This window comes from Mycobacterium aquaticum (genome assembly GCF_002086485.1).
In the GTDB taxonomy this organism is placed as follows: domain Bacteria; phylum Actinomycetota; class Actinomycetes; order Mycobacteriales; family Mycobacteriaceae; genus Mycobacterium; species Mycobacterium aquaticum.
The window spans coordinates 18,527-34,224 of the sequence record NZ_MVHF01000048.1 but is presented as its reverse complement, the minus strand read 5'-3'; the positions used below and the strand labels follow the sequence as shown (position 1 = coordinate 34,224).

The following is a 15,698-nucleotide window of genomic DNA, read 5'->3' as shown; positions in this document are numbered from 1 at the left end:
CTGCCCCGGCAATCACCCCGAGGGGTGAGCGCGTGGGTGTATCAGCCACACAGGTGCATCAGGTCAGCGGAGACGCTGCGTAGTTCACCCCACGCTTCACCCCTCGGTTGCATCCGCCCCTCTCCGCTGTGACATCACACTGAGTCGCCTGCTGAGGAGGTTCGCATGACAAGAAATGAATGGACAGCACGTTCGACCTTAGATCCTGACGCGGTACCTGCCGCCAAGCGATGGGTGATCCTCGTCGGCGCGGTGCTGGTGCAGTTGGCGCTCGGTGCGGTATACGCCTGGAGTACGTTCGCCAAGGCGATGACCAGTCCTGAGGCGTTCGGATGGGAGAAAGCGCATGTCGCAATACCTTTCGAGACTGCCATCGGCATGATTTTCGTCGGCGCGTTCATCGGCGGCCGGATCCAGGATGCGAAAGGCCCACGCACTGTTGCCATGACCGGCGGGGTGATCTATGCCGTGGGCGTCATCCTCGCCTCGTTCGCGCACAAGGATACGTTCTGGGTGCTCGTCCTGGGCTACGGCGTGCTGGCCGGATTCGGCCTCGGGATGGCATACATCGTTCCGATTGCCATGCTGCAGAAGTGGTTTCCCGACAAGGCTGGACTGATCACCGGGATCGCCGTCGGCGGCTTCGGCTTCGGCGCGGTGATCACCAGCCCGCTCGGACAGGTTCTGATCGACGCCGACAAGACCGTCCCCACCGAGGCATTCCTGTACCTGGGAATCGCCTACTTGATCGCCGTGCTGATCGGAGCGAGTACCTTCGCCAACCCGCCGACGGGTTACCGTCCGGCCGGTATGCCGGCACCTGCGCAGAAGCTCGTGGGCGCCGCCGACGACTACACCGTCGGCGAAGCGCTGAGCACCCGCCAGTGGTATCTGCTCACAGCAATCCTCATGCTCGCGGTTCTCTCCGGTATCTCGGTGATCGCGACGGCAGCTTCGGCGGCAAGCGACATAGCCGGCTTCTCCAAGGCCGGTGCCGCGACGTTGGTCGGTGTCATCGGCCTGATGAACGGCGGTGGCCGGATCCTGTGGGCATGGATCTCGGACAAGATCGGCAAGATGCCCACCTTCGCGACTTTGCTTGCGATCGAAGGCCTTTGCCTGCTGGCCCTGCCACACGCGTCATCGGGACTGGCGTTCGCGATCTTCGCATGCGTGACGATCCTCTGCTACGGCGGCGCATTCGGCACCATGCCGTCCACCGCCGGCAAGTTCTTCGGGGTATCGCGGGCCGGCGCCATCTACGGTCTGATGCTCGTGGCGTGGTCGCTGGGCGGCATATTGGGACCGCTGATCGCCAACGGACTCATCGGTCACGACAAGAACTACACCACCGCCTTCACGGTCGTCGGCTGCATCGCCCTGGCGGCGATCACCTTGACCGTCATCACCAAGCCTCCTCACCACGCCGCGCGCAAGCAGGCTGCCGTCGTGCGACCGGTCGCGCCTGCGCGCCCACCGGCGGGATAGGTAGGTAGAACACCGGCAGGCGCGGGTCACGGTCTCAATCGCGGTTGGCCGCCTGCGCCCGCTCCGCCTTGATGACTGCGGTGACCGCATTGATCAATGCCAGATGCGTGAACGCCTGCGGGAAGTTGCCGAGGTGACGTCCGCTGTGCGGGTCGATCTCCTCGGCGTACAGCTGCAGGCTGCTCGCCGCCGCCAACAGCTTGCCGCACAAGGTTTTCGCCCGGGCCAGCTCGCCGATCTCGACCAGCGCCGAAACCAGCCAGAACGAGCAGATGGTGAACGTACCCTCCTCCCCGGTCAGTCCATCCTCGGTCTCGTCGACCCGGTACCGCAGCACCATGTCGTCTTCGGTGAGCTCCTCGGCGATCGCGAGGACCGTGTTACGCACCCGTTCGTCGCCGGCAGGCAGGAAGCCGAACAACGGTATGAGCAACACCGAGGCATCCAGCGCCAACGTGTCGTAGTGCTGGGTGAACACCCCGCGTTCGTCGACGGCATTGAGCAGGACATCTGCGCGGATTTCTTCTGCGGCGGTGCGCCATTCGGCGGCGAGCTTGCCTTCGCCTCGGCCTTCGGCGATCCGCGCGCCGGAGTCGGCCGCCACCCAGCACGCCACCTTGGAGAAGGTGAAATGCTGGGGTCCGGAGCGCACCTCCCAGATGCCCTGATCTGGTTCGCGCCAGTGCGTGAGCGCGCGGTCCACCTGAGTCCGCACAATGCGCCACAGCCGGTCGTTCACGCGATGATGCGGGCCGGTGTGCACGTCGATTGCGCGCACCATCGCACCCCACACGTCGTGCTGACGCTGGTTGTACGCCGCATTGCCGATCCGAACCGGTCGGGCGCCTTCGTAACCCGACAGATGGTCGAGTGTCGACTCGGGCAGGACCCGCTCCCCGTCGACGCCGTACATCAGTTGCAGGTCGCCGTTCTCGGCTTCGGCGACATCGGCGACGAAGCGAAAGAAATCGTGGGCTTCCCAGTCGAGACCCAGTTCGTTGAGCGCCCACAACGTCTTGGCGGTATCGCGTATCCAGGTGTAGCGGTAGTCCCAATTACGTTCGCCACCAGGCGTTTCTGGAAGAGAGGTGGTGGCAGCCGCGACCATGGCGCCGGATGGGGCAAAGCTCAGGCCCTTGAGGGTCAAGGCACTGCGTTGCAGATGCCCGCGCCACCGATGGTCGGGGAACGTACCGCGATCGAGCCAATGCTGCCAGTGATGGCAGGTCCACCGCAGCTGGGTTTCCGCGTCCTGCAGGGTTGCCGGCGGAGGGTGCTTGCTCCACGACAGTGCGACGAATCGACGTTGCCCCTCTTTGAGGAGGGTGCGAGCGGTGGCGGTCGGCCCCTCGAACCCGATGTTGAGATCGGTGGTGAGCCGCAGCCGCGGTTCCTCGCCTTCGGGTGCGGCGACCGCCTCGTGATAGGTGTCGCCGGTGTACGACCATTGCGGGGACAGCCGGCCGTAATCGAACGCGGGTGTGCAGTCCATGTCCACCTGCACCTGACCGTTGACGCAGCGCAGCACCCGCAGCAGCACGTGCGCCGCGTCGTAATCGGTTGGCGCGCGGCGATGTGTGCGGGATCGCTCGTCTTCGTGGTGCCACGGTCCCATGAGCAGCGCGTCGGTGACGACGAGCCAGCCGCCGGGCGTCCACCAGCTGGTCTCGACCGCCAGGGTGCCGGGGATGTAGCGGCGCGCCGACGGCACGTCGACTCCGGCTGGGCCGATCCGGAAGTGCCCGGCGTCGCGATCGAGCAGGGCACCGAACACGCTCGGGGAGTCCATGCGTGGCAGGCACAGCCATTCGACCGAACCGTCGGGTGCGATGAGCGCCGTTGTCTCGCAGTCGGAAAGAAACGCGTAGTCCTCGATCGGCGGGAAATGGCTTGGGTCCATCCCCGGCTCGTGTGTCAAAGAATCGGTCATCGCGGTGCACCTCCGTAGAGAATCAGGCTGCATGACCGCGAAACTGCGGGTCAAGCGGAATTACCGACCCTCTGATCGGCCGCGCCTATCACCGTCGGCGGACGGTGCAAACCGGCTATTGACCAGCCTTGAGCGCCTGCGCGGCAACGCCGAACATGACGTCCTTGATGGCACCGAGAGTGCCGGTGTCCTTGCCGTGCAACGGGCGCAACAGATCGGTGGCCGCGACGGTGACCCCGCCCTCCGGCGCGGTGGCGTCCACCAGTCCGTGCGTCAGAGCATCGTGGCCACCGAAGCGGCGGCCCGTTGTCATCGACGCGACGGCGGCCTGTGGCGTCAGTTTGGCTTGGATCAACGCTGCCATCCCTGGCGTGAACGGAATCCGGATGTCGACCTCTGGGAAGCAGAAGAAGCCGCGGTCGGCGCGCATGACGCGGAAGTCGTGTGCGATGGCCAGCATCGCTCCGGCCCCGAACGCGTGTCCGACCACCGCCGCCGCAGTCGGCAGCGGGAACGTCAGTAACCGGGCCAACAGGCCCTGGACGCGCCCGACATACCACGCGCCCTGATCACTATGTGCGCCAAGCCAATCCAGGTCGAGGCCGTTGGAGTAGAACTTGCTGTCGGCAGTGGTCACGAGGCCGTGTGCCTTCTTGGCGAGCACATGGTCCAGCTGGGCGTCGACTTCGTCGAGGAATTCGGGCGAGAACCGGTTCTCGTCATCCCCGAGGTCGAGGACCGCGATCTCGCCGTCGAAGTCGAGTGTTGTTGTCATGGTGCACCTTTCGTTGTGGTGGGGCTGCTGTGTCGGATGAGTGGGCTTGGGCCGATTTCGAGTACGGCCTGCACGGCGGCACGCAGGTGACGCAATGCGGTGGGATCGCCGAGGCGGTCGCGGTGCAGCAGCACGGCGGTGGGCAGATCGACGATGCAGGTGGTGACGGTGTCCACGGCGGCGCGGTCGCGCCGGCCCCACGCGGACTCCGCCAGCTCGATCATCAATGCCAGCAAGTGCTTTTGGAGCGCGTCGAGTTCGTAGGCGAGATCGTCGGGTAATCCGACGGCGGCGATCTCGTGTGGTGGGAACAGCAGAACCAGCCGGGCTGATGCCGGGTGGTCCTCGGCGAATTGGGCGGGTGTCCGGGCGGCGGCGAGGATGGCGTCGGTACCGCTGGCCGCGGCGTCGACCAGCTCGCGTTGCAGAGCCAGGAATCTGCGACCCGCCCGCACCCAGGCGCGACCCAGCAGGCCGCCGCGGGATCCGAACTGGTGGTAGAGCGCGCCATTGGACACGCCGACGGCCGCGCTCACCGCGCGGATGGTCACCGAGGCGAGGCCCGAAGTCACCGCCAGCGATTCGACGGCGTCGAGCACCGTATCCGGATCGTGGACACGCGGGCGCGGCATGCCGCCACAGTAACAGAGCATGCGCTCTGTAACCGAGAGGTGGCCGCAGGGCCGTGTTGACAGTAGGTAAGGCTACCCATACTTTGTGGGATATCGTGGTCAGGACCAACTGGGAGGGGACCGTCGATGGCACGCGGATTCCAGGGCGCGATCATGCGGGGCTTCGGCGCCCGTGATCACCAGGCCACCGTCGTCGGAACCGAATGGCGAACACCGAATCTCCTGCGCATCCGCATGGTTTCACCCACGCTGTTCGAGGACGCGGTCGCGGAGCCGACGTCGTGGTTGCGCTTCTGGTTTCCGGATCCGGACGGGTCCAAGACCGAATTCCAGCGGGGCTATACGATCGTCGACGCCGATGCCGGCACCGGACACTTCGCCATCGACGTCGTGCTGCACGAGCCGTCCGGACCGGCGTCGCACTGGGCAAGGAGTGCGGCACCGGGCGCGACCGTGCCGGTGACGACCCTGGGCTCCGCCGGGTTCAGCGTGCCCGAGGAGCCCCCGGCCGGGTACCTGCTGATCGGCGATGCCGCCGCGACCCCCGCGATCAACGGCATCATCGAAGCCGTCCCGCACGACATCCCGATCGAGGTCTACCTCGAGCAGCACGACGAGTCCGACCTGTTGATCCCGATCGCTGCACATCCCAGGATGAGGGTGCGGTGGGTCGCCCGCACCGACGCCACGTCGCTCGCGGCCGCCGTGGAGGCCAGGGACTGGTCGGACTGGTACTGCTGGGTCACGCCCGAGGCCGGATCGCTCAAGCATCTCCGGGTCCGGCTACGCGACGAATTCGGATTCCCCAAGACGGAGATTCACGCGCAGGCGTACTGGACCGAGGGTCGGGCCATGGGGACCAGGCGCGGTGACACACCGCCAGAAGCAACCAAAGACGTTGCGGTACAACCCGACAAGCAACCGGAACCAGAACCGAGCGCACCGCGGGGGAACTGGCGGGCGCAGGCCGCGGGCCGCCTGCTGGGCCCCCTGCGCACCCCGCTGATCGTCTCCGGCGTGCTGCAGGCCGTCATCACGCTCGTTCAGTTGGCGCCCTTCGTGCTGCTCGTCGAACTGGCCCGGCTCCTGCTGGCCGGAGCCGACCGCGACCGCCTGTGGGCCTTGGGGCTCACGGCCGTCGGGCTGCTCGGCACAGGCACCTTCCTGGCCGCGGTGCTCACGTTGTGGCTGCACTGGATCGACGCGAACTTCGCTCGTGAGCTGCGCACCCGGTTGCTGACCAAGATGTCCCGGTTGCCGCTGGGCTGGTTCACCGCCCGGGGATCGGGCTCGATCAAGCAACTGGTGCAAGACGACACCCTGTCGCTGCACTACCTGGTCACCCATGCCATACCCGCCGCTGTAGCGGCGGTGATCGCACCACTGGCGGTGTTGATCTATCTGTTCAGCGTGGACTGGCGGCTGGCCGCGGTGTTGTTCGTCCCGGTGCTGGTCTATCTCGTGTTGATGTCGGTGATGACGATCCAATCCGGTCCCCGCATCGCGCAGGCGCAGCGCTGGGCCGAACGGATGAACGTCGAGGCCGGTGCCTACCTCGAAGGCCAGCCGGTGGTGCGGGTGTTCGGTGGTGCGGCAGCCTCGAGCTTCCGGCGTCGGCTCGACGAGTACATCGGGTTCCTGGTCGCCTGGCAACGGCCGTTCACCGGCAAGAAGTCGCTGATGGACCTGGTCACCAGGCCGGCCACGTTCGTGTGGTTGATCGTGGCCGTCGGCACCCCGATGATCGTCAACGGCTGGCTGGACCCCGTCGATATACTGCCGTTCCTGTTGCTGGGCACCACATTCGGCGTCCGGCTGCTCGGCATCGGCTACGGCCTCGGCGGGATCCGCGGCGGGATGATCGCTGCCCGGCGTATCCAGAACGCGCTGGACGAACCGGATCTTGCCATCGCAGATCCGGTGGCAGCTCAGGATGATTCCGGCGCGGTGGTGTTCGACCACGTGACGTTTGCATACCGCCCGGGTGTTCCGGTGATCGATGATGTCTCATTGACGCTGCGGCCCGGCACGGTCACGGCCTTGGTCGGGCCGTCCGGATCGGGCAAGTCCACGCTTGCTGCGCTGCTGGCTCGTTTCCATGACGTGGCCGACGGGTCGATCCGCGTGGGCGGCAGGGATATTCGCACCTTGCCCGCCGACGAGCTGTATCGCCGGGTCGGGTTCGTGCTGCAGGACACCCAATTGGTGGCGGGCACCGTCGCGGAGAACATCGCCCTCGCCGACCCGGAAGCGACCTTCGACCGGGTGCAGGAGGCGGCACGCGACGCGCAGATCCACGATCGGGTGCTGCGCCTGCCCGATGGCTACAACACGGCGCTCGGCGCGATGCCGGCCCTCTCCGGTGGTGAACGGCAACGACTGACCATCGCGCGGGCGATCCTGGCCGACACGGACGTACTGATCCTCGACGAAGCCACGGCGTTCGCCGATCCGGAGTCGGAATACCTTGTGCAGCAGGCACTCAACAGGTTGACCCGGGACCGCACGGTGCTCGTCATCGCCCACCGGCTGCACACCATCACCCATGCCGATCAGATCGTCGTGCTCGACGCGGGCCGGATTGTCGAAACCGGCACGCATGACGATTTGCTCGCCGCGGGCGGCCGCTACCACCAACTGTGGGAGACCGGACACCGCGACACCGTGACCGCCGGAGAGGCCACCCGATGATCCGCACGCTCATCGCCCTCGTCCCCGCCGACAAACGTGGCAAGTTCGGCGTTTACGCCGTGCTGACACTGATATCGGTGGTGATCCGCGCAGCGGGCACAGTGCTGCTCGTGCCACTGGTCGCGGCACTGTTCAGTGACGACCCCGGCGGCGCCGTGCCGTGGCTGGGCTGGCTGACCGCCGCGACCGTCGTTGGCTGGGTGATCGATACCGCCACATCGCGGCTCGGATTCGACCTCGGCTTCGCCGTGCTGGACCACACTCAGCACGACGTGGCCGACCGGCTGCCGAGCATCAGGCTCGACTGGCTGGCCGGTGACAACGGAGCGAACACCGCCAACACCCGCCAAGCGATCGCGGCGACCGGGCCGGAATTGGTCGGCCTCGTGGTCAACCTGCTCACGCCGCTGGTCGGAGCGGTCCTGCTGCCTGCGGCCATCGCTGTCGCGCTGATCGCGGTGTCACCGCCGCTGGGGTTCGCCGCGCTGGCCGGCGTGGTCGTCCTGCTGGGCGCGCTGTGGGCGTCAGGGCGGTGCAGCCGCAAGGCCGACGCCGTCGCCGATGAGACCAACCGGGCATTCACCGAGCGGATCATCGAATTCGCCCGCACCCAACAAGCTTTGCGGGCCGCGCGGCGGGCGGAACCGGCCCGCAGCCTGGTCGGTGATGCGCTGGCCGATCAGCACGGCGCGAGTGTGCGGCTGCTGGGCATGCAGATCCCCGGGCAGCTGTTGTTCAGCCTGGCCAGTCAGGTGGCGCTGATCGCGTTGGCGGGTATGGCAACCGTGCTGACCATGCGCGGGGCGTTGAGTGTTCCCGAGGCGATCGCGCTGATCGTCGTCATCGCGCGCTACCTGGAGCCGTTCACGGCGCTGAGCGAACTGGCACCGGCCATCGAGTCGACCCGCGCCACCCTGCGGCGGATCGGCGGCGTGCTATCGGCGCCGACGCTTACCACGGGAACCGTTGCAGTTCAACATGATTCCATACCGCGCATCGAGTTCGACGAGGTGAGCTTCGGCTACGGCGACAACCCGGTGCTCGACAAGGTCAGCTTCGTGCTCGAACCAGGCGGAACGACGGCCATCGTCGGCCCGTCCGGATCGGGCAAGAGCACCATCCTGTCCCTGATCGCAGGCCTTCACCAGCCCACGGCAGGCCGCGTGTTGATCGATGGCGTCGACGCCTCGACACTGGATGCCGAAACCCGCCGGGCCGCAACGAGCGTGGTATTCCAGCATCCGTATCTGTTCGACGGGTCCATTCGCGACAACATTGCGGTGGGTGATCCCGCCGCCGACGCAGACCGGCTCGCCGCGGCCATGCGACTGGCCCGGGTCGACGAGTTGACCGGGCGGATGGCCGACGGCGACGCCACCACGGTCGGTGAGGCGGGCACGGCGTTGTCCGGCGGCGAACGCCAACGGGTCAGCATCGCCCGGGCTCTCGTCAAACCTGCCCCGATCCTGCTGGTGGATGAGGCGACCAGCGCACTGGATACCGAGAACGAAGCCGCCGTCGTGGACGCGCTCACGGTTGACCTGCAGCCCCGCACTCGCGTGATCGTGGCGCATCGGCTGGCCAGCATACGGCATGCCGACAGGGTCTTGTTCGTCGACGGTGGTCGCATCGTCGAGGACGGCAGCGTCGACGAATTGCTCAGCGCGGGTGGCCGGTTCGCCGAGTTCTGGCGCCAGCAGCATGCCGCCGCTGAATGGCACATCGCACACTGAGCGCGCGGCTTCCCACGGCGAGCAGACACTGGGGTACGCGACACGCCGCGTTTTGGGTACCGCAGTGACTGCTCGCGCTGGGAAGGCGATCAGGCCTTGGCGAGTTGCTTCTGCTCGTAGAGCCGCGCCCACTCGGCCCGCGGCCGGATGGACACGTCGACGTCAGCACCTTTGGCGCGCAACGCCTTTACCGTGGCCTGCTCGCGCGGGGTGCGGGCGAACGGGTCCCAGCCGAAGAACCGGCAGGAGTTCTCCCAGGTGATCTTGTTGATGTCGGAATCGCTTGCGCCTGCGGCATTCAGCTCGGCCAGCACCTGCTCGGGCGCGTCGGGCCAGAAGCAATCCGAGTGCGGGTAATCGCACTCCCACGCGATGATGTCGATGCCGATCTCGTGGCGCAGTTTCAGCGAGGTCTTGTCGGTCACGTAGCAGGCCAGGGAGTGCTCGCGGAACACGTCGGACGGCAGCTTGTCGCCGAAGTCCCGGCGTAGCCACTTCTGGTTGGTGTAGTGCCTGTCGCTGCGGTCCAGATAGAAAGGTATCCAACCGATTCCGCCTTCGGAGAACGCGAACTTCAGGTCGGGGTAGTTGCGCATGGCCGGTCCCCACAGCAGGTCCTGGGCGCACATCGCCGAGACCTGGGTGGCGAGGATGATCAGGTTGTCGATCGGCGCGTTGGGAGCCATGCTGATGGCCCCGAAGCCGGTGCCGATGTGCAGGCACATCACGACGCTCTCCTCGGACAGGGTGCGGAACACCGGGCCCCAGTATTCGTCGTCGTGGTAGCTCGGAAGTCCTTCCAGGTGCGGCAGTTCCGGCATGGTGACGGCACGGCACCCCTTGGCGGCGACACGGCGGATCTCGGCGCACATGGCCTCTGGGTTCCATGTCGGCAGGATCGCGATCGGGATGAAGCGGTCCGGGTAGGAGCCGGCCCACTCGTCGATGTGCCAGTCGTTGTAGGCCGAAACCATCACCAGCGTCGCCTCTTCGCGATGCATGTTGAGGTGACGTGCGGAGAACCCCGTGAAGGTCGGGAAGCACATCGACGCCAGGATGCCGTTGCGGTTCATGTCGCGGACGCGCTCGTGCACGTCGTACACACCCGGGCGCATCTCGGCGAAGCCGGCCGGGTCACGGCCCCATTCCTCGGCAGGCCAGGACACCACCGCGTTGAGCCCGCTCACGCCCTGCGGACGGCCCTGATACATCCATTGATCGACGCCTTTGTCGTCGGTCACGACGATGGGCGCCTCGTCCTTGTACTTGGCAGGCACGTGGCGCAGGAACATGTCGGGCGGTTCGACGACATGGTCGTCGATGCTCACGAGGATCAGGTCATCGGTTTGCATATCCAACTAGTACCCTCGGAGAACGTGACCGTCTCTGCGCCTTCGGACAGAGATTTAGCCGAATCGGCCAAGATCTCCAGGCCGGTCATCGAGCTGCGCCGCGGCGGCCGGGCGTTGGCCGGGAGCTACCTCTACCAGGGCGAAGGCCTGATCACCGGCTGGCACTCCCATGAGGTGCACCAGATCGAATACGCCCTGCACGGCGTGGTGGAAGTGGAGACCGACGCCGCTCACTATCTGCTGCCACCGCAGCAGGCCGCGTGGATCCCGGCCGGTCTCGAGCACCAGGCCGTGATGAGTCCCGACGTGAAGACCATTGCCGTGATGTTCGACGCCCAGCTGATCGCGGAACCGGGCGATCGCGCGCGCATCATCGCGGTCTCACCGCTGATCCGGGAGATGATGATCTACGGGCTACGGTGGCCGATCGACAGGGTCCACGGCGACGACACCTCCGACACGTTCTTCGCGACCCTGGCGCATCTGGTCGGCGAGGCGCTCGATCATGAGGCGCCACTGAGCCTGCCGACCTCTGACCACCCGATCGTGGCGGCCGCACTGGCCTACACCAAGGAACATCTGGCCTCGGTCACGGCCGAGGAGGTCAGCCGCGCGGTCGCGGTCTCCGAACGCACATTGCGAAGACTTTTCGCCGAGACGCTCGGAATTTCTTGGCGGACATACCTTTTACATGCCCGGATGCTACGGGCGATGGCCCTGTTGGCGGCGCCCGATCAGTCGGTACAGGCCACCGCGACCGCCGTCGGATTCGACAGCCTCAGCTCTTTCACCCGGTCCTTCAATCAGTTCTGCGGCGAAACGCCGTCGGCCTACCGGTCGCGTGCACGCGACGAGCACTAGCCCGACGCGAGCCCGGCGCGTTCGACGCTGAGCAGGCTTTCGGTGTGATGCTCGGCCCGGTAGGCCGCACCGCCGCCGTTGATCCCGAACAGCCGTTTGCTCCACAGCAGCCAGATCACCGCGGCAACATTGATGAGGAACGCGCCGAGCCGCACCACGGTCACCTTCTCGGTGAGCTCGTAGATCTCCAACGGCAGGAACACGCTGGTGGCGATCACTGCGAAGTACTCACCCCAGCGCTGCGTGAGCCACAGACCGACCGCTTCGATCAGTTCGATCAGAGCGTAGAGCGCCAAACCGACGGCGATCCACAGGAGCGTCGTCGCCGACAGTGAGAAGGCGTGATCGATGGTCCGGATGATTCTGGAATCGTCCATGTTCCAACCGATTTGGTCGGCAAGCGGACGGATCAGCGGGATGTCCTTCTGGAACGCGTCGTGCAGCTGCGACCGCGTAGAGCGGACCTTGAGCACTCCGATTGCCAGCGCCACGAAAACCACGGCGCGGATCGCACGTTCGACGGCCAGTGCGCGCATGATCGTGCGGTCGCGTAGCAGCCGGCCCCGCGGGACTTCCGGGGCGGTGTCGGCGGGCCCGCGACCTTTCGGCGGGCCGACGACGAACGTCTCGCACCGCAGACAACGCCACGCCTCTCCGACGGGTGTGTCTGCGCGGAGGCGCACCCGCAGCTCGGGCTCGTCGGGGGCGAACGTGGCGTGGCCGCGCAGGCCGCAGGACCGCAGCGCGAAATTCACCATTTCAGCACCGTAGCGGAGCCGTGGGCGACGACTGCGCTATACGCGGCAGCTGATTTCCATGCTGTCGCTGTCGCGGGCCGAGAAGTTCACGCTGAGGTAACCGTTGTCGCTGTCCCGGACGTAATCGAGGTACGGCTGGGTGTCGGCCATCGACGTGTTGTCCGCGACCAGCAGCGCACCCGTCGCCAGCTGTGGCTCAAGCAGTTTGACGACGGGAAGGTACAGCTCTTTCCAGCCGTCGAGCAGAACCAGTCCGATCTCGCCCTCGACGGTCTTGAGGGTTTCCAGCGCGTCACCGGCCAGCACTGTGATGACGTCATCCAGGCCCGTCTCGGCGAACGTCTTGGTGGCGGCCTCGACCTTGGCCGCGCTGAGTTCCGTGGTGAAGACGCGGCCGAAACCGTTGTCGCGCACCGCAGAAGCCAGATGCAGTGCCGACAGCCCGAACGACATGCCGAACTCGACGACGATCCGCGGCTTGGTGGCCCGCACCAGGGAGTAGAGCAGCCGGCCTGCTTCGGGCGTCACCGGCATGTAGATGTCGCTGAGGGCATCGGCGCGTTCCTGTGAGGTCGCACCGGTGAGGTCGGCGAACCGACCGCCTCTGCCCTCGCGCAGTTTGGCGAACTGTTCGTCGGACGCGGCGTACATCCGCTCCAGGGCCGCGGCGACTGTGACATCGTGGAGGGTAGTCATGCTAATGAAACTACGCCCGATGGGATGTGGATGGTTCGCTCCGTAGCTGCACGTTTCATGTGCGTCGTGGTCACCGCGGTGTTGGCCGGGTGGTGCGTCGTCGTCACCCCGATCGCGACGGCGGGCGGCTATCGCACCATCACTATGACGTTCGTCCGGCACGCCCAATCCGAAGGCAACGCAACGGGGCTCATCGACACGTCGACCCCGGGCCCGCCGCTCACCGAGCTCGGGCGCACCCAAGCCGTCGCCAGTGCGCAGCGGCTGGCGGGCAACCACTACGACGGCATCTTCGCCTCGACCATGATCCGCACCCAGCAGACCGCCCAACCGATGGCCGACGCCCTGCACGAGCCCGTCACCGTACTGCCCGGGCTACGGGAGATCGAGGCCGGAAACTACGAAGGCCAACCCGAAGCCGACGCCGTCGGCACCTACTTCGCGGCCCCGCAGCAGTGGCTGCGCGGCGACCGATCGGCGCGGATTCCCGGTTCGATCGACGGCGACGAGTTCGATGCGCGATTCGACGATGCAGTGCAGCAGATCTACGACAGCGGTGACGTCTCACCCGTTGTCTATTCGCACGGTGGCGCGATCATGCTGTGGGTCGCGATGAACGTCACCAACTCGGACCCGGGACTGCTGCTCGCGCATCCGCTGAACAACACGGATTACGTTGTGGTTGCCGGTAACCCGACCAACGGCTGGCGACTGGTCGACTGGAACGGCGTCAAGTCAGCGGCGTGATGCGCTGAATACCGGTGACGGTGCCTTGGTAGATCGTCCCGCCCGCTGCGGTTGTGCCCGCGGTCTGGATGGGATCCGACGCGGTCGTGACGCCGATGAACTGTTCGGTCAGCACGTCTCCCGTGCCGGGATCCACCGCGGCGTAGAAGAACTTGTCGGCGGGTGTGGTGCCCAACTGATCGTTCACCGGATTGTGCCGCGTGACGGTGACGATCGTGCCGTCGGCCACCGAGAGCTTCGGCACGGCGGCCGAGCGCACCGTGTTGTTCCACGCCACATCGCAACCGGAGTTGTCGGGCCGGACGTCGACGCGCGTCATACCTCCGACAAACGGGGCTGTGGCGGGCACGGCGGGACCGGCATCGCCCGGCACGGCGGGATACGGATAGCCGTAGGTGCTGGCCGCGATCACCGTGCGTCCGGCGCCGATCGGCGAGTTCTCCGAGCCCGCTCCGCCCGCCGTGAGCACCGGGGTGGTGCACAGCACCGCACCCGACGCCGTGCTCACCACCAGCAGATGAACTTGGTTGTCGGCGTTGTCGATCAGCGTCAAATATTCGCCGCCGGTCACCGGGCCGAAGAACGTGGGCGTCGAGCCGCTGCCCCAGCTCAATTGCCCCGGCTTGCGGGCTGAACCCCGGTCGTAGCCGACCCGGTACTTCACCACGGGGTTACCCGTCGCATCCTCGGTCAGCAGATACAGCGCATGCGTGGTGACCACTGCGGTGCCCTGGGGCGCGGTCGCGATGCTGTTGGCGACCCGCTCGCCGCCCGGCAGCGCGACTGACGTGACTTTGCGAGAGAGAGTGTCGACGATCCCGATCGTGCCGCCTGCCGTGGCGTACCAGACCTTGCCGTTGTAGGCGGGCGCGATGCTCGTGACGGAGTCGCCGGACGGCAGTCCGGCGCCCAGCGGCGTCGACTCGACGATGGAAAGGCTCCACAACCCCAGCTTGTTGCGGATGTGGGCGATCCGGAGAAGGTTGCCGTCGCCGTCGACGAGCACGAGGCGGTCGTTGTGGTCCAGATAGGCGTAGACGCCGCCCAGGAGGCTGCCCGCTGCCACGGCCATGCTGGTCAGAGGTGTGCCGGATGCCTTGTCCAACAGGTACACGCGTGGTGTACGGCCGAGGATCTGGGTGCACAGTGCCACGGGCAAACCGTCGGCACCGATCAGAATCGTCGGGCAGGCCGCGGCCAGGCCGATGGGCTGGGCCAGGACCCGGCGGGTGCCGGGGCCGGGTAGCGGCGTGGTGTCGGAGGCGCCGCTGTCGCCGTGCATGGACGCGGTGCCCGTCGGACCGTCGTAGGGATTGTCCGGCAACTGCGGACCGTACTGGCTGGCGGCGCTGGCCGGCGGGGACGTCAGTGCTGTGACCAGCACCCCAGCCAGGAGCGCTGCAAGCCATCGGCTTACCGACATCGTCAACTCCTGGTGGCGGGCGGAACCGTACGGGTCCCGAACGCTACGGCCGCCGGATCACGAAACCGCATCCGCAGTAACTCGGTTGAGCCAAGAACCCCGACACGCCGTGCCACGTGCGTAGCGGGTGCCCGATGGGTACTCGAGATGTGACGCGCACAGCACCGAGTGCGGGCTGCGGCACCGGTCACGTCCGGCTCCCCAGCCTGGCATTACGGCGCTACTGTGAGCTATGACATTCCGGCGATGGGAGCGGGGCAGATGAGATTTCGGCTGTTGCCATACGTCACCGTCGAGGTCGACGATCGCTTGCGGCGTCGCGCCCGCAATGCCGGCGAGCGGCTGCGGATCAACGTCAGGGCCTACCTGCGCAGCGCCGCCGACGACGTGGAGACGGCCAGTGGCCGGGTTCGCGACATGTGCGACAACGCGGTGAACCGCGTCGACTCCGCGGTCGCCACGGTGAACGACAAGATCGCCCCCGAGACCCGGCTTGAGGCCAAGCCGGAGCCCGCGGCCGCGCCCGAACCGGATCCTGCGCCAGACGCTGCGTCACCGCAGAAGCCTGAGCAGCAACATCTGGAAGTCGGATAGACCCGGACCGGCGCGAGG

At 66.7% G+C, this 15,698-nt stretch carries 13 protein-coding genes; 6 read left to right on the top strand and 7 right to left on the bottom strand.

The genetic code is table 11. The features are described from left to right. Positions 1–165 precede the first annotated feature (165 nt). Positions 166–1,488 carry an L-lactate MFS transporter gene (locus tag BST13_RS31485; protein ID WP_083169109.1) on the top strand — a complete coding sequence of 441 codons (1,323 nt, stop codon included), beginning with the start codon at positions 166–168 and terminating at the stop codon, positions 1,486–1,488. A 34-nt stretch (positions 1,489–1,522) separates the two neighbouring features. Here BST13_RS31485 and BST13_RS31480 read toward each other — a convergent pair whose 3' ends face one another. From BST13_RS31480 to BST13_RS31470, 3 genes are all read right to left on the bottom strand, one after another. Then, positions 1,523–3,418: a glycoside hydrolase family 15 protein gene (locus BST13_RS31480; RefSeq protein WP_083169108.1), complete on the bottom strand. Its 1,896-nt coding sequence runs from the start codon at positions 3,416–3,418 to the stop codon at positions 1,523–1,525. Positions 3,419–3,533: 115 nt separating this feature from the next. After that, the gene (locus tag BST13_RS31475) at positions 3,534–4,193 is read right to left on the bottom strand and encodes an enoyl-CoA hydratase-related protein (RefSeq protein ID WP_083169106.1); all 660 of its coding nucleotides are present in this window, start codon (positions 4,191–4,193) and stop codon (positions 3,534–3,536) included. After that, positions 4,190–4,825, bottom strand: coding sequence for a TetR/AcrR family transcriptional regulator (locus BST13_RS31470; protein WP_083169104.1), 636 nt, complete (start codon positions 4,823–4,825; stop codon positions 4,190–4,192). The genes BST13_RS31475 and BST13_RS31470 overlap by 4 nt, the downstream gene beginning before the upstream one ends. A 126-nt stretch (positions 4,826–4,951) precedes the next feature. On the opposite strand from BST13_RS31470, the gene BST13_RS31465 reads away from it, so the two are divergent. Further along, on the top strand, positions 4,952–7,516 hold the full coding sequence (locus BST13_RS31465) for an ABC transporter ATP-binding protein/permease (RefSeq protein ID WP_083169103.1): 2,565 nt from the start codon (positions 4,952–4,954) through the stop codon (positions 7,514–7,516). Continuing rightward, on the top strand, positions 7,513–9,249 hold the full coding sequence (locus tag BST13_RS31460) for an ABC transporter ATP-binding protein (protein WP_083169102.1): 1,737 nt from the start codon (positions 7,513–7,515) through the stop codon (positions 9,247–9,249). The genes BST13_RS31465 and BST13_RS31460 overlap by 4 nt, the downstream gene beginning before the upstream one ends. Before the next feature lie 89 nt (positions 9,250–9,338). On the opposite strand, the gene BST13_RS31455 is transcribed toward BST13_RS31460, so the two are convergent. Further along, positions 9,339–10,601, bottom strand: a complete 1,263-nt coding sequence (locus BST13_RS31455; RefSeq protein ID WP_083169100.1) for an amidohydrolase family protein — start codon at positions 10,599–10,601, stop codon at positions 9,339–9,341. 24 nt (positions 10,602–10,625) lie between these two features. On the opposite strand from BST13_RS31455, the gene BST13_RS31450 reads away from it, so the two are divergent. Further along, a complete protein-coding gene (locus tag BST13_RS31450) occupies positions 10,626–11,462 on the top strand; it encodes an AraC family transcriptional regulator (RefSeq protein WP_211296230.1) in 837 nt (278 codons plus the stop codon). Here BST13_RS31450 and BST13_RS31445 read toward each other — a convergent pair. Both BST13_RS31445 and BST13_RS31440 read right to left on the bottom strand, forming a co-directional pair. After that, the gene (locus tag BST13_RS31445) at positions 11,459–12,220 is read right to left on the bottom strand and encodes a DUF2127 domain-containing protein (RefSeq protein WP_083169099.1); all 762 of its coding nucleotides are present in this window, start codon (positions 12,218–12,220) and stop codon (positions 11,459–11,461) included. The two genes, BST13_RS31450 and BST13_RS31445, sit on opposite strands and share 4 nt — an antisense overlap. A 36-nt stretch (positions 12,221–12,256) precedes the next feature. Next, positions 12,257–12,916 carry an O-methyltransferase gene (locus BST13_RS31440; protein ID WP_211296229.1) on the bottom strand — a complete coding sequence of 220 codons (660 nt, stop codon included), beginning with the start codon at positions 12,914–12,916 and terminating at the stop codon, positions 12,257–12,259. A gap of 57 nt (positions 12,917–12,973) precedes the next feature. On the opposite strand from BST13_RS31440, the gene BST13_RS31435 reads away from it, so the two are divergent. Next, positions 12,974–13,663 carry a histidine phosphatase family protein gene (locus BST13_RS31435; RefSeq protein ID WP_095533788.1) on the top strand — a complete coding sequence of 230 codons (690 nt, stop codon included), beginning with the start codon at positions 12,974–12,976 and terminating at the stop codon, positions 13,661–13,663. On the opposite strand, the gene BST13_RS31430 is transcribed toward BST13_RS31435, so the two are convergent. Beyond that, positions 13,647–15,086, bottom strand: a complete 1,440-nt coding sequence (locus BST13_RS31430) for an NHL repeat-containing protein (RefSeq protein WP_083169094.1) — start codon at positions 15,084–15,086, stop codon at positions 13,647–13,649. The genes BST13_RS31435 and BST13_RS31430 overlap by 17 nt on opposite strands. Before the next feature lie 225 nt (positions 15,087–15,311). Between BST13_RS31430 and BST13_RS31425 the strand changes: the two genes are divergently transcribed. Beyond that, positions 15,312–15,680: a hypothetical protein gene (locus tag BST13_RS31425; RefSeq protein WP_425437079.1), complete on the top strand. Its 369-nt coding sequence runs from the start codon at positions 15,312–15,314 to the stop codon at positions 15,678–15,680. Positions 15,681–15,698: the final 18 nt, after the last annotated feature.